Genomic DNA, 14,326 nt, shown 5'->3' with positions numbered 1-14,326 from the left:
AATTAGCGTCTACAGTGACGGTAACCTGTAAATACCATTGCAACGCCGTACTTGTCTGCCATCTCGATTGAGTCTTTGTCGCGAATGGAGCCACCAGGTTGAACGATCGCCTTAATGCCATGCTTTGCCGCATATTCCACACAATCATTGAATGGGAAGAAGGCGTCTGACGCAAGGACTGCGCGGTCATCAATGGCATCCCCAGCATGTTTAATCGCAATCTTAGCGGAATCGATTCTGTTAGGTTGACCAGCACCTACGCCAAGAGTTCTTTTATCGTTAGCAACCACAATCGCATTAGATTTAGTATGTTTTACTGCTTTCAAGGCAAACATCATGGTCTTAAGTTGTGCTTCAGTAGGTTGAGCCTTAGTTACAACCTTCCAGTCGTCAGTATTTTCAACTAAAGTATCTTGTTCTTGCTGCAAAATACCACCCATAACGGATACTACTTCTGGGCGAGTCGGCTCATTTTCCTTATCGAAGTCTAATTCAAGCAATCTGACATTCTTTTTCTTTTCCAAAACTGCAAGTGCATCGTCGTCAAAGCCTGGTGCAATAATGATTTCTAAGAAAATCTTGTGCATCTTTTCGGCAGTAGCCAAATCAACTTTTCTTTTTAAAGCGATCACCCCACCAAAAATTGAAACTGAATCGGCTTCATACGCACGGTCCCAAGCTTCTTCAAGACAGTCACCGCGGCCGATGCCACATGGGTTCATGTGCTTCATTGCAACAACAGTTGGTTCATCTTGGAATTCACGAATGCAGCGCAGTGCTTCGTCGGCATCCTTGATATTGTTGTAAGAAAGCTTCTTGCCGTGCAATTGGTGTGCTTGCAAAACTGAGAAGCTCTTTGGAATTGCATCTTCGTAAAGCCATGCTTTTTGGTGGGAGTTTTCACCGTAGCGCATCTTTTCTTTCAGATCATAAGTCAAAGTCAACTTTTCAGGGTCTTAAAGGCCAACTTGCTTGGTTAAGTAATCTGCGATAATGGCGTCATAAGCAGCAGTTGCTCTAAACACCTTAGCTGCTAGTTTTGCTCTTGTTTCAAGCGTGGTGTTACCATTTTCCGCAATTTCTTTCTCTGAATTAGTCAAATTAGTTTCATTTTGTAATTGATTAAACAGCATTTATATTTTCCTCAAATCTAATTTGCTATTGATTACTAAAATATACAAAAAGCCCTACTTTTATAAACAATATCATAATATACTGCTCATCTAAGTAGGACCATATCTTAAAAAATAATTTTTTTATTTTATAATTACACTTTTAAAAAGACTAACAATGTAAGGACAATTCTTGCCAAATTCACCTATATTTTTCATATCTTGCTTATGATTCCATTATCAAAAAACTGCTCTTTATTTAAAAGGGCAGTCCGTTTGATATTATCTTTCAATTAAAGCAACTTTTCAAAAGCATCTTCATATTTAGGAATATCACCAGCACCCATGAAGACAATCACTGAATTTCTATTCTTAGTTAAATCAGCGATATTGTTTAAATCAATTACTTCTGAACCTGGAATCTTAGCAACCAAATCTTCACTTGAAATATCCCCGTTCTTTTCACGAGCTGAGGCATAGATTGGGGTTACATAAGCCTTATCTACACCACGTAAGATTTCTTCAAAGTCCTTTTTGTATTTCTTAGTTCTTGAGAAAGTATGTGGTTGGAAGACAACAACTAACTTCTTGTCTGGGAACTTTTGACGAGCAGCTTGGATAGTTGCCCGCATTTCTGTTGGGTGGTGAGCATAGTCATCAATGACGGCAATATCATTAAAGTCCTTTTCACTGAATCTTCTCTTGGCACCCTTGAAGGTCAACAAGCCCTTCTTAATATCTTCCATTGGGACCTTTTCAGTATAAGCAACGGCAATAACAGCAGTTGAGTTCAAAATGCTGTGGTCACCAAACAAGTGAATTTCAAATTGTCCAAGATCTTCACCATGTGCAAGCACGTTAAATTTAGAACCAGTAGTTGATTTTTCAACATTAACTGCTTGGAAATCATCACTATCACTGAAGCCATATGTATATTTTGGAATCGAGGTCTTTAAGCTTTGCAGACGCTTATCATCGCCCCATACAAAGAGAGCCTTTTTAGTTTGATCAGCGGCTGATTGGAAAGCGCTGGTATAATCGGCTTGATCCTTGAAGTAATCAGGGTGATCAAAGTCGATATTGGTCATAATTTGATAATCTGGATGATATGCCAAGAAGTGACGACGGTATTCGTCAGCTTCATAAACGAAGAAACGTGAATCAGCAACGCCTTTGCCGCGACCATCCCCAATTAAGTATGAGGTTGGAGCAACTTCGCCTAAAACATGTGACAACAAACTAGTAGTCGAAGTCTTGCCGTGAGTACCTGATACACCGATACTCGTATGCATTTGGACAATTTCTTCAACTGTATCTGGGTAAGATTGCCACTTAACATTTTTATCAAGACAAGCTTTAACTTCTGGGTTGTTTTCTTTAAACGCATTGCCTTTAACAATTACTTGCTCATCATTGCTCTTGATATTGCTTGGGTCAAAGTTCTTTACTTCAATGCCAGCCTTTTCAAGTGGCACTTGGGTAAAAGTATATTTTTCAATGTCGCTGCCGGCAACTTGATAGCCCAAATCATGTAAAACCAAGGCAAGGGATGCCATCCCTGTACCCTTAATACCAATGAACCAAATTTGTTTTGCTTTATCTAACATATTTTGTCTTCTCCAAAATTAATTGTTCAAATATTCGCTATTAATTTTACCATTTTTAGAAAAAATAGTCGTCATCTGACGACTATCTTATTAATTAATAATTCAATTTAATTTGAAGTGCCCCATTTTCAATGCAAGAGCCAAAACATTTCATTGCCGCATCATAGCTTTGCTTAGCAATTTGTTCGGTATACGGCTGGAGTATCGAGAATATTTACGTAGTATGGCGCGATGCCATTAAAAGCGTTTGGTCCTAAAGCCAACCATTGAACTCCGGCAATATCTTTAGGAACATCATTTCTGAGTTGCAAAATTGATAATTCTTGATTGCGTTGGAAACCAATTGGCCGAAATGCTTGGTGATCCTGCTCAGTTCCTTCTTTGCCATAAGGAGCATAAACCGTGTTTTGATGCCGTGACGACAAAGCATATTTAAAGTCTTCAATCGTCAGCAAGTATTCTGGCTTTTTTGCAAATGGCATTTCAGGATCATTTGGCTTCTTTTCCTCACTTGGATTGAAAAGTTTTTGAATATACCACCGACAAGGGATGTTATATTCGTAGTCTGAATCGGCATGACTGCCAAAAATATGCCGCAAGTTATAAGGATTGCCAGTTTGATCAAGGTCAAGATGATAGTTTTGGATCATTTCTTCCAAGTCAGCTGAGGCCATTGTATCGTCGCTTTTAAAATCAAAACTAAGTAATATTAAACCAGTTCGGAGCAGCTACATAACAATCATCTGGTACTCTTTTGGCAGCCCAGTGATGACCGCCAATTGTTTCCATATACCAAACCTCATCACTATCAGAAAAGGCGACACCGTTTGATTCATAAGTACCATACTTTTCTAAATATTTACCCAATAATTGCACGCCTTCACGAGCAGAATGAATATAAGGCAAGACGATGGTGACAAAGTCTTCCTCGCCAATGCCCTTTTTATTCATGGGGTCAATTCCCAAAATGCAAGAATTGGTGGTACTGGTCTCAGTTGCCGATATCGCTACATTAGCTGCGTTGATTCCTGCTTCACCCCACCAGCCAGTCTTCTTAATTGTTTCTTCAAGTTCTGGCATGGCAGTATAACGCAATGGATTTTCTGGCAAGTCAACCTTGCATTTAGTTGTTACTGATTGATAGTTTTTTAGCTACTTATCTGGCGTTACAACGATAAAACGCTTCGGGTTAAAAGCGTGACCAAAGTCTTCATTTCTTGCGACTAAGGTTGAACCATCTGCCGTAGCCTTTTTACCGGCTAAAATTGTTGTACATGGCATTTGTTTTTCTCCTAATATTGATACAAAAAATGCACCAGATAAAAATCTGATGCTTATTTGCTATAAAACTATAAAGTGATCTTACCGCTAGCGATCAATTCATCGCATTTAGTTGGTTCAAATGCTGCACCAACTTGGAAATCGTCTGGAACAACCATGATGCCACGCTTTTGTGGAGCATGTGGCAAGCCAAGCTCTCTAGCTGAGCAAATCATACCGTATGAATCAACGCCGCGAAGTTCACCTGGCCAAATTTGTGCACCATTTGGCATTAAAGTACCTGGAAGGGCAACAACAACTTTTTGACCTTGTGCAATGTTAGGCGCACCACAAACGATTTGATATTCTTCACCACCGACATCAACTGTTGTTACATGAAGGTGGTCTGAATCTGGGTGCTTTTCACAAGTCTTAACATAACCATAAACCAAAGTTGGTTTGCCATATGCTAATTTTTCATCAAAGCCAGCTTCAGCAAGCTTCTTGTTCAAGGCTGCAAGTTCATCGTCATTTAATTCAACCTTGCCGTTTGGCAACTTATCATAATCAATTAACTTATCAACATTGAAGAAGTTAAAACCGATAACATTGCCGTCTTTATCCTTAACACGGGTTACGTCATCTTTTTCTTCAAATTCACTTCTGCCGTTGTCTTGACCCAAGATAACGATCAAAGTATTTGGATAAGCTTCTTTGTTAATACTGGTGATCATTTATTAAATCTCCTTTATTTAGTCAAGTGACCGCAAGAAATCTTCAACTTGCTGTTTTGTTTTACGGTCCTTGTTTACTAGTCTACCAATTTCTTGTCCATCTTGGTAGACAACAAATGAAGGAATTCCCATAATATTTAATTTTTTTGCGACATCAATTGAGCCATCGCGGTCAATCTTGTAAAATTTGCTATCTGAAAAATCTTCTTCAATTTCTGGTAAAAATGGATCCAAGAAGCGGCAATCTGGGCACCAAGTTGCTGAAAATTCTAAAACTACTCTACCAGATTTAGTAATCTCATCTAATTTTGTTTGATTCAATTCTTTAATTTCTTCCATTTTCATACCTCATCAGTCAACTTACTATTTATAAGTATTTTACTTAAAGAGATCTATTCTGACAAGAAATTTGCCCATAATGCATAAATTGGATTGCCTTTGGCAGCAAACTTATGCTCATATTCAGTTTCAATGTTCTTTTCTAAAATTTCGGGCTTCTCGTGGTGCAAATCAACGGAAACAAAATCAAAATGCATTCCAAAATTATTCATGCTTTGAACAGAATATGCAAATAAGCCAGCATTATCTGTCTTGAATTGAATTTGCCCATCGGTTTTCAGCACTTGTTTATATTTTGCTAAAAAGCTCTTATAAGTCAATCTCCGCTTTTCATGGCGCGTCTTTGGCCATGGATCACTGAAATTCAAGTAAATCACGTCTGTTGTGTTCTCTGCAAAAAACAGATCAATATTTGCTGCATCCCCGCGCAAAATCTGCAGATTATCCAAACCCTTTTCAAGCTTGGTCCGCAAAATAATGCCCGCAGCTGTTGTTTGCAATTCTAACGCAACATAGTTTTTCTCAGGATGTTTTTCAGCAAGGGTCGTAATAAAGTGACCCTTGCCAGACCCCACTTCAATCTCAATTGGATGGTCATTGCCAAAGCGAGCTGCCCAGTCAATTTTCTTTTCTGGATCTGGATTTTGCAAGACGCTTTCTGGATGTTCGTTAACGAGCTTAATTGCCCAAGGTTTATTTCTTAATCTCATATTTTCCCTATCTTCTTTGATCTAGATGCTTTACTTTTTGTGGCAAATAAACAATTGTCACTAATAAAACAAAGACTAATAATACAACAATTGCTTCAGCTAAATGTAGATTAATTGGCAAAACAATCAACCAAAAGATTGAAATTAGAAGCCATTGCAATAATAATGCCGTATTGATCGCTTTGATCAAGTCCTTGCCTCTTCCCCCACGTTGAATCGGATAAACGCGATACATGATGTTGGAATCAAATTCTGTTGCCAGTGGCATTAATTGGTAAACTGTCAAAAAGACTACTAAGGCTGACAAGCCCAGAGCCCAACGCCAATCTTGCACAAGCCAAGATACTAAAATCGCAAAAAATGTCATTCTTACTAATAAATTCAAATAATCTGGATTTCTGAGCAATGATCTGCGGTATAAAAAACTGTTGGGATTTTCTTTAGCAAGTGATTTTGGCAGAAGAAAATCTAAATACTTTCGTCTTCGAATTGTTACCTGTTTTTCTTCAACATCGGTAAACATGCTAAAAATTGCATAGACTCTGTCTTTTCTAGCCTTTTCGCTTTCAACAGCATAACGCCAATCAAAAACCGTTTTAACATTCATCTTTTTACCGAAAACAGGTTGAAAATTAGGAGTTAAACAGATATTTAATACCACAACTACGGCCAATATTAATATTGGTAAATACGTGGCAATAACTGCCAAGATCAAAGCAGAAATATTTTGAACTGTAACATTAATTCTGCGACCAAAATATAAATTTCTTTTGGCAATTTCTAATTCAGTTGCCTTAATTGATAACATTGATAAAACTAACACGAGATAGCTGTAGCCGTTTATCCCTGCTTTAATCGTTGCAAACGGAAATAAAATTCCGGCAAGCAAAATAATCAAAATATATGGCAGAACCAAGCTGTACTGAAACATTGGTTTTAAGTAGTCATCCATCTGCTCATCTTGCGTGAACAAAAACTGCATGTCTGCTTTTTTAATTAAAGTAACCAATTTTCCAGTCAATAATGGCAGCCACATAATAAATCCAACTAGCGGCTTATAAAACCAAAGATTGGCCGGCATCGTTTTCATACTTTGGGCATACCAAAACATCAATGCCCCAAAGAGAAAAATCAATGCCAAAATGAAGAAATCGTTGAAAACCAAAGTCAGATATTTCACTGATTGTTTAAGGTTCTCGCTTAGTCTTTGTTTTGCAATTTTATTCATGACGATCCACCTGATTCAATGTTTGGTAAAGCTTGTCAAATGGATCATCCGGCTTCAAACCATAATGCTGACGAATATCGGTTAAAGAACCAATTACTTCAATCGTACCATTGTTTAGCACAGCATAATTTGAGATCGCTTGCTGCGCATCAGCTAAAACGTGCGTCGTCATTAATACCATTTTGCCATCAGCGATCGCTTGTTTAATTAAATCAATCAGGTTGGCAACAGCTAATGGATCAAGGCCAGTGAAGGGTTCATCGATCACTAATAAGCTTGCATTTGCCAAAAAAGCAGAAACGATCATTACTTTTTGTCGCATCCCTTTTGAAAAATGAATTGGCAGCCAGTCAAGCTTGTCATCAAGTCTGAACATCTTTAAAAGCTCATGTGCTCTCTTCCAAGCCTTTTCTTCATCTAAGTTATAACTGAGCATAGTTAATTCTAAATGTTCCTTAAGCGTTAATTCCGGGTACAAAACCGGCGTTTCAGGAATATAAGCAACTTGTCGCTTAAACTTGGTTGGCTGCTGGGTTAAATTAATATCATTCAGGACAATGCTGCCTTTTTGTGGTCGCAGCAAACCCAAAATATGTTTAATAGTCGTTGATTTACCGGCACCGTTTAACCCAATTAAGCCTAAAGCCTCACCTGGTTTAATTTCTAAATTAATATCTTTAATAACAGGAACTCCAGTATAGCCCCCTGTTAAATGTTCTATTTTTAATGTCATTTTTTCGTTCTTTCTTTACTGTTAGTATCATTAATATGATAGCATGAATAATATAAGAAACTAAAATTAGAACGCGAGGTTTTAATATGGAAAAATTAGTTGAAGATTGCTTATTCTGTAAAATTATTCGTGGTGAAGTGCCAAGCTACACCGTTTTTGAAAACGATGATGTTAAGGCATTTCTTGATCTTTCTCAAGTAAATCCTGGTCATACTTTGATGGTGCCAAAAAAGCACATTGTCAACCTCTTTGACTACACTAAAGAAGATGCACAACAATATTTGCAATATATTCCTGAAATTGCAAACGCAATCAAGAAGGCTTTTCCAAATGTTACAGCCATGAATATTACTACTAATAATGGTAAGGCTGCCAACCAAGTCGTTATGCACTCACACATTCACTTTATTCCCCGCTTTGAAGGCGACGGTCTGAAATTGATGACACGCAACAACGCTGACAAGTATGATGAAGCTAAATACAACGAAATTGCTGAAAAAATTAAGGAACAATTTTAAGGAGAAAAAATGAAACATTTTGGTTTAGGACTGATTTTTGGTGTCTCAGCCGGTTTGGTTTTGTCTCTTTTTAAAGATAAAAACGGGGATCGCTTAGGTAAGCCACTTAAAGAAAACGTGGCAGCTCTCAAGACCGACGCGACTGCATTAAGTCATAGCATTGCCAAAGCAAAAAAAGCTAGTCAAGAATTAAATGCTAGTTTACCAGCTGCCAAAAAGGCAATCGACGGGATCGCTACTGATGTTGAAGATTATCAAAACCATACCGCCAATACCATCAGCCGGATGGAAAACACGACCCAAAGAATCCAAAATAAATTTGAAGATTCGGAAAAGGATTCAAAGAAAGATTAAAGAAAGTTTGATTTTTCTATGAATTTTGCCATTTTAAAATAAATGATCGGAAATTTATGTTATATTAATGGTTAGTTACTTATATTACTAAGAATGTGGAGATTTTATTTTTATGAAGAATTACGTTAAGAAAACAGCTGCAGTTCTAGCTGCATTAGGTGTTGCATTGTCAATGGCTGCTTGTTCAAACGGTTCAAGCAGTACTGTTGCTTCCTATAAGGGGGGTAAAATTACCCAACAACAATACTACGATGAAATGAAGAAATCACAATCTGGTCAATCAACTTTGGCTAACATGATTATCTACCGTGCATTGAACGAACAATACGGCAGCAAGGTATCTTCATCAGAAGTTAACAAGCAATACAACAACTACAAGAAGCAATACGGCTCACAATTCAGTGCTGTTTTGCAACAAAACGGTATGACCCCTTCAAGCTTTAAGCAAAACTTGAAGACCAACTTGCTTTCTGAAGCTGCCTTAAAGGACATCAAGAAAGTAACTAAGGCTCAAGAAAAGAAGGCTTGGAAGACTTACCAACCTAAAGTAACTGTTCAACACATTTTGGTATCTAAGAAATCAACTGCACAAAAGATCATCAAGGAATTAAAGGCCGGCAAGAGCTTTGCAAGCTTAGCTAAGAAGTACTCACTTGATACTGCTACTAAGAATAACGCTGGTAAACTCCCTGCATTTGACTCAACTGACACTACTTTAGATCCATCATTCAAGACTGCTGCTTTCAAGCTTAAGACTGGTGAAGTAACTTCAACTCCAGTTAAGTCACAATCTGGTTACCACGTAATCAAGATGATCAAGCACCCATCAAAAGGTACTTTTGCTGAACACAAGAAGACAATTGATAACTTAATTTACGCTTCAATGGCTCAAGACCAAACTATTATGAGAGGAGTTATTGCCACTGTTTTAAAGAGAGCTAATGTTTCTATCAAGGACAACGACCTTAAGAACGTATTATCATCATACGTATCAACTACTTCAAGCTCAAGCAGCAACTAATAAAGTTGTTGACTAACAGAAAAAGCACTGGATTTTTCCAGTGCTTTTTCTATTTCGTCTTTTTATTCTAAACGTGGCGCTTTATCTAAAGCTGCATCATCTTTAGGCCGATAATATTTCTTACCATCTTGACTCAATAACGGCTCAGTAAATGTGCCCGGCTTGGTATGCTGCAAAGAATTAGTAATCGCATAAACAGCTGCATCAAGATCATCGATCCGATGAAGAAGTTCTGCTTCAAGAATCTGAGGCAGTTTTGGCGAACCATACTCAAACTTGCCATGGTGTGAAAGTACCACATGCCGAAGCAAGAGCAAATCCTCTGACTCCAAATCCAACTTAAGTGCTTGCGCAGCCAACATAATTTGTTCATCAATTAAAACCAAGTGTCCAACCAAATTTCCTTCCGCAGTATATTGCGTAGCAGCTGGACCACTTAGTTCAAGCACTTTCCCCATATCATGAAGAATACAGCCAGCATAAAGCAGCGAACGATTAACCTGCGGGTAATTGTCTGCAATGCTTTTGGCATCCCGCAGCATCGACAAAGTATGAAAAGCTAACCCGCCGCGAACAGCATGATGGTTGCTCTTGCCTGCAGGAAATTCAAAGAAGCGCTTGTCCCACTTTTTAAGCAAATAGCGGACGATCCTATTCCAAGTAGGATTTAGAATTGCAAAAACATACTGATTGATTTCTTCTCGCATGTCAGCCACTTTCTCTGGGGCTGATTTGACGAATTGCTCTAGATCATATCCCTCTTCTGGGCCTACGGTTCTCAAAGAGTAAATCTTAATTTGTGGTCGTCCTTGATACTCTTCTCTTTTACCGTTTAATTCAACAATGGTACCGCTAGCGAACATTTCTGCGTCTCGTTGATCTGCATCCCAATAGTTTCCACGAACTTCACCAGAGCCATCACCAAATTCTAGTACTAAATACAACTTATCCTTTTTTGTATGACGAAGTTGGGAATTTTTGATCATTACGATTAAGTCTAGTTCCTCACCATCGTTATAATCTAGCAATCTTTTAAGCATCTGCTCTATCCTTTCTAAAAGTTAACGGCTTGGCAGATAATTTTTGAGCAAGCTTATCTTGTGCCGTAAAAATCAGCACTTGATTATTTTCACTAATCTTTTTGAGCAATTTTTCAATATATCCAATTCTGCGATCATCAAAGTTAACAAAAGAATCATCGATTAAAATCGGCAAATTAATCTGATCTTTAACTTGCTCAACAAAAGCTAGCTTCAATGCAAAGTATAGTTGTTCTGCAGTAGCTCTTGACAAGTATTTTACCTCACGCTTCTTGCCATCAAAACGCGTAACGGTTATCTTCTTGTCTAACGTTAAATCGGTATAGCGGCCACCTGTTAGCAAGTTCAAATATTCTTTTGCACTAACGAGCATCTTAGGAAAACGTTCATTTGAAGCAATATCTAAACTGCGATCAATCCATTTAGCAGCCAGCAGGTTAGCTAAATATTCTTTGCTGCTGTTTAAAAAGTCAGTTTCAGAATTTGCTAAGTTTTGCTTTGCAGAAAAGACAGCAGTTGAATCGGCCAAATTGGACAATTGCACTTTTGTTTCTGCAGCCTTTTGCTGCTTTTCTGCAACTATTTTTTCCTGATCAGAAATTTCTTTTTGAATAGCCAAAAGCCTGCTTTCCAACTTATTCCGATCAACCTGCTTTAATTCATTCAAATGAGCAGTCAGCTTTTCCTGCAAAGTCGAAATCTGCGTCTGCAATTTAACTTGATTAAGTGAAGCTTGATAACGTTCGTCATACTCAGACATTTTGTTGACATTATCTTTGGCTAAAATTGCTTTTAGCTTTAAATTCAAATCATTCAGTTTCTGTGTTTGCTGCGTTAGCTGCATCTGCAAGCTATGATGGCGTTCATTTTTATTTTGATAGCGATCAAGCTTTTCCTGCAATTGATCCAGTGCAGTCAAAATATCAGCAAAATTTGCTGAAATAGGCTTCTTAAGCAGCTGTTTAAGCTGATCAAGCAATACTGCAACTTGATCCTTAATTTCAGCCAAATTTTGGTTGTTGTTTTTTTCAGCTTCAACCTTTAACAGATAATTGTTACGATTCGTAAGCAAAGACTTAAGATCTAAATTCTCAGGATTTAAGCCATATTCTTCTTTAAAGGCAGATTCTTTTTGTTGAAAAACCTGTTCAGTTAAAGCAATTTTCTTGCTAGCTTGTTTTTGTGACCAAAAGCCATAGACAAAGGTCATGATTCCTAAGATAAAGCCAATCGCGCCAATTAAGCCATTGCTCATAACCTGCGTTAAGCCCAGAATAATTAGCACGGCGCCGGCAATTAGCCATAATTTGTTGCTGCTATTATTAGAAATATTTGGCACTGTCGGTTTTTGAGGCAAACTTGTGAAGTCTTTTTGTAATTGGCTAATTTGTGGGTCCGATAATTTTAAAACCGTTGCTAATTCAGGATTAAGCTGCAGCAGCTGTTTTTCAGTAGTCTTAATTTCTTCTGCCTTTTGAACGCAAGTCTTGTATTCACTTTGCCATTGTAAAACTTCCGTCTTCTTTTGGACTAATTTTTTAGCAGTTTCCAAATCAAAAGAATCATTTGCAGAAATCTGCATTAATTCCTGTTTCAGACTGGCAATAGACGCCTGCAAATTCTTAATCTGAGCTGTTAATTCCTGAGCCTGACGATAATTTTCAGCGGTAAATTGAACCTTTGAGGCCCTCCCTTGCAACTGTTGCAATTGCATATAACTGCCCAGCTCTGTTTGAATTTCTTGCATATGCTGCAAGTCAGTCTGCAATTTTTTCAGCTTTTTCTCTTCAGCATTCAGCTCTTCAGTTTGCTCTTTTAATTCCTGGCGCAATTTCTCATACTCAGTAAATTCGGACTGCGTATCTTTCAAGGAAGCACGCTCATCGTCTATTTGTCTCAGGAGCCGATTAACCTCTGGCTTTTTCCCGGTTTTCTTAAATAGTTGACCAGCCTCTTTATTAAAACTATCTCGCAAATTCAAAAGTTGGCTGCTATTAGCTGCTCCTAAATAATAGATGCGTTCCAGCAAATCCGCCTGACTCAAACTGGTAACTTGACCTAACATTTCTTGATTAAAAATAAAACTGTCAGCATAAAAGTTGCCATCGATATTCTTTATTTTGTCGAAAAAAAGCGTTTCAGGTACCTGTTCACCGTTATGAGTAACGGTCAAAATACCTTTTTTGGTCTTATCGCCTTTTGCCCATAGCCGCTCCAATTTATATTCTTGCTGCTGTTCATCTTCGAAAATTAAACTGCCTCCCATTGGCGAAACGTGTGCCAGAGGCTTGTAATCTTCAAAAAATGGCGATGAATTGGAACGAAGGTAAAAGCCGAAGATAACCTGTTTAATAAAAGCTACAGTTGTACTTTTGCCAGCTTCGTTTTCACCAAAAAAGACGTTTATTTCATCGCTTGGCAAATTAAAAGTCAGATTAGAGAGCTGGCCAAAATTAATAATGTTAATCTGTTTCAGTCTCATCGGCAAATCCTTTCAATTTCTGTGACAATTTTATCTTTGCTAGTGCTTCAACTTCTTGTCTAAATTGATCATCGCTAGCCGCCTTTTCTGCCACTGGATCCTTTTTAGCCCAGTCCAAAGCTGCATGCAAGAATTCCTTTTTTGAGAAAATTTCTTTTTGTGCTTGTTCAAAAGATTCTTGATCGCTATCGCCCAATTGCATTTTTTCTTCAGTGACGAAACGCAGATCTACAATTTGTGAATCAAGCGGTAAACTTGGCCAAAAACTGTTATCCTGAACCAAATCGATCTCCTCATCATTGAGAAGCTCTGCTCCATGAAGCCGAATACTGTAATAAGTCGTCTGCTGCGGCTGACAAGCTGACTGCAATCGATCACGCAGATCATTTTTAGAAATTGCTTCAGTTAAGTGAACATCAACTGATTGCCAAACAATTGGACTGGTGGGATGAAATTCAAGCTTAGTTTGCTTGGTCTCTTCATCAATTTTTCCCAAATAGCAGCCTTTAGCCCCTAATTCATTAATATGTCTGCCCTGGATATTTCCTGGGAAAACCGCTAACGGCTCGTGACTAATTATTTGTCGCAAGTGAATGTGTCCCAAAGCAAAATAATCATAATTTAAATCTTTTATCTCTGCTAAGGTGAATGGGGCATAAACATTCTGACTGTTTGTCGACGTTTTTTCTTGAGCGTGCATGATGCCAAAGGTATAGCGATCATCCTTAGCCGGAAACTCTGGTAATTTGTCTTCGACAATATGATTGTTTAAATAAGAAAAGCCTACAACGCGGTAATTGAAGCCGCTCTTTGTAACAAAATTTTTGGCTTCAACTTGCTGGTTTGGCCCAAGAAGTTTGAAATAAGGACTGCTGTTCACAAGCAAGTCAGCTTCCGGCATGTGATCATGATTGCCAAAAATCATGACTACTTGAATTTCGGCATCCGTCAATCTTTTTATCTGTTCTGCAAAAAACAGCTGGCTGCGCGGACTAGGATGAGTACTATCAAAAGTATCTCCCGCGATTAAAACTAGATCGACCTGTTCTTGTAAAGCTAAATCTATAATTTTAGTTAGCGATTCATCGCTTGCACGATATATTTGATTAAAAGCTTTAGATGGCAAAAAAGATAGCCCACGAAAAGGACTATCTAAATGCACATCAGCAAAATGAATAAATTTCATCT

At 38.0% G+C, this 14,326-nt stretch carries 13 protein-coding genes and 2 pseudogenes; 3 read left to right on the top strand and 12 right to left on the bottom strand.

Going from position 1 to position 14,326, the window contains the following annotated elements; all coding sequences use genetic code 11:
• Positions 1 to 2: 2 nt before the first annotated feature.
• The 9 genes and pseudogenes from purH to D0Z64_RS02130 form a co-directional block, all read right to left on the bottom strand.
• Positions 3 to 1,085 (bottom strand): annotated as a pseudogene (purH, locus tag D0Z64_RS02165) (bifunctional phosphoribosylaminoimidazolecarboxamide formyltransferase/IMP cyclohydrolase); the annotation flags it as partial.
• A gap of 320 nt (positions 1,086 to 1,405) precedes the next feature.
• Entirely contained in the window at positions 1,406 to 2,719 is a 1,314-nt protein-coding gene (murC, locus tag D0Z64_RS02160) for a UDP-N-acetylmuramate--L-alanine ligase (RefSeq protein WP_080881226.1), read from the bottom strand.
• A gap of 173 nt (positions 2,720 to 2,892) precedes the next feature.
• Positions 2,893 to 3,393: a C69 family dipeptidase gene (locus D0Z64_RS08675; protein WP_250638379.1), complete on the bottom strand. Its 501-nt coding sequence runs from the start codon at positions 3,391 to 3,393 to the stop codon at positions 2,893 to 2,895.
• A gap of 25 nt (positions 3,394 to 3,418) precedes the next feature.
• Positions 3,419 to 4,000: pseudogene (locus D0Z64_RS08670) on the bottom strand (C69 family dipeptidase).
• A gap of 68 nt (positions 4,001 to 4,068) precedes the next feature.
• Positions 4,069 to 4,713 (bottom strand): YtpR family tRNA-binding protein, encoded by a 645-nt coding sequence (gene ytpR / locus D0Z64_RS02150; RefSeq protein WP_006351630.1) that lies wholly within the window; start codon positions 4,711 to 4,713, stop codon positions 4,069 to 4,071.
• Positions 4,714 to 4,731: 18 nt separating this feature from the next.
• Positions 4,732 to 5,052, bottom strand: coding sequence for a thioredoxin family protein (locus D0Z64_RS02145; RefSeq protein WP_040456926.1), 321 nt, complete (start codon positions 5,050 to 5,052; stop codon positions 4,732 to 4,734).
• Between the two features lie 53 nt (positions 5,053 to 5,105).
• Positions 5,106 to 5,762, bottom strand: coding sequence for a tRNA (guanosine(46)-N7)-methyltransferase TrmB (trmB, locus tag D0Z64_RS02140; RefSeq protein WP_080881225.1), 657 nt, complete (start codon positions 5,760 to 5,762; stop codon positions 5,106 to 5,108).
• 7 nt (positions 5,763 to 5,769) lie between these two features.
• Positions 5,770 to 6,990 (bottom strand): ABC transporter permease, encoded by a 1,221-nt coding sequence (locus D0Z64_RS02135; protein ID WP_080881224.1) that lies wholly within the window; start codon positions 6,988 to 6,990, stop codon positions 5,770 to 5,772.
• Positions 6,983 to 7,723 (bottom strand): ABC transporter ATP-binding protein, encoded by a 741-nt coding sequence (locus tag D0Z64_RS02130; RefSeq protein ID WP_080881223.1) that lies wholly within the window; start codon positions 7,721 to 7,723, stop codon positions 6,983 to 6,985. The genes D0Z64_RS02135 and D0Z64_RS02130 overlap by 8 nt, the downstream gene beginning before the upstream one ends.
• Before the next feature lie 86 nt (positions 7,724 to 7,809).
• Between D0Z64_RS02130 and D0Z64_RS02125 the strand changes: the two genes are divergently transcribed.
• The 3 genes from D0Z64_RS02125 (at position 7,810) to D0Z64_RS02115 (ending at position 9,616) form a co-directional block, all read left to right on the top strand.
• On the top strand, positions 7,810 to 8,241 hold the full coding sequence (locus tag D0Z64_RS02125; protein ID WP_006351635.1) for an HIT family protein: 432 nt from the start codon (positions 7,810 to 7,812) through the stop codon (positions 8,239 to 8,241).
• 9 nt (positions 8,242 to 8,250) lie between these two features.
• Positions 8,251 to 8,595, top strand: coding sequence for a hypothetical protein (locus tag D0Z64_RS02120; RefSeq protein ID WP_006351636.1), 345 nt, complete (start codon positions 8,251 to 8,253; stop codon positions 8,593 to 8,595).
• 112 nt (positions 8,596 to 8,707) lie between these two features.
• On the top strand, positions 8,708 to 9,616 hold the full coding sequence (locus D0Z64_RS02115; protein WP_080881222.1) for a peptidylprolyl isomerase PrsA: 909 nt from the start codon (positions 8,708 to 8,710) through the stop codon (positions 9,614 to 9,616).
• A 62-nt stretch (positions 9,617 to 9,678) separates the two neighbouring features.
• Here the strand turns inward: D0Z64_RS02115 and D0Z64_RS02110 are convergent, their stop codons facing one another.
• The 3 genes from D0Z64_RS02110 to D0Z64_RS02100 are packed head-to-tail and all read right to left on the bottom strand — an operon-like array spanning position 9,679 to position 14,324.
• Positions 9,679 to 10,656: a 3'-5' exoribonuclease YhaM family protein gene (locus D0Z64_RS02110; RefSeq protein WP_080881221.1), complete on the bottom strand. Its 978-nt coding sequence runs from the start codon at positions 10,654 to 10,656 to the stop codon at positions 9,679 to 9,681.
• Positions 10,649 to 13,138, bottom strand: a complete 2,490-nt coding sequence (locus D0Z64_RS02105) for an ATP-binding protein (RefSeq protein WP_127345559.1) — start codon at positions 13,136 to 13,138, stop codon at positions 10,649 to 10,651. The genes D0Z64_RS02110 and D0Z64_RS02105 overlap by 8 nt, the downstream gene beginning before the upstream one ends.
• Positions 13,119 to 14,324 (bottom strand): metallophosphoesterase family protein, encoded by a 1,206-nt coding sequence (locus tag D0Z64_RS02100; protein WP_006351640.1) that lies wholly within the window; start codon positions 14,322 to 14,324, stop codon positions 13,119 to 13,121. The genes D0Z64_RS02105 and D0Z64_RS02100 overlap by 20 nt, the downstream gene beginning before the upstream one ends.
• Positions 14,325 to 14,326 lie beyond the last annotated feature (2 nt).

This window comes from Lactobacillus amylolyticus (assembly GCF_003999355.1).
GTDB lineage: Bacteria > Bacillota > Bacilli > Lactobacillales > Lactobacillaceae > Lactobacillus > Lactobacillus amylolyticus.
The sequence above is the reverse complement of the archived record's forward strand: the minus strand, read 5'-3'. Positions and strand labels throughout refer to the sequence as shown.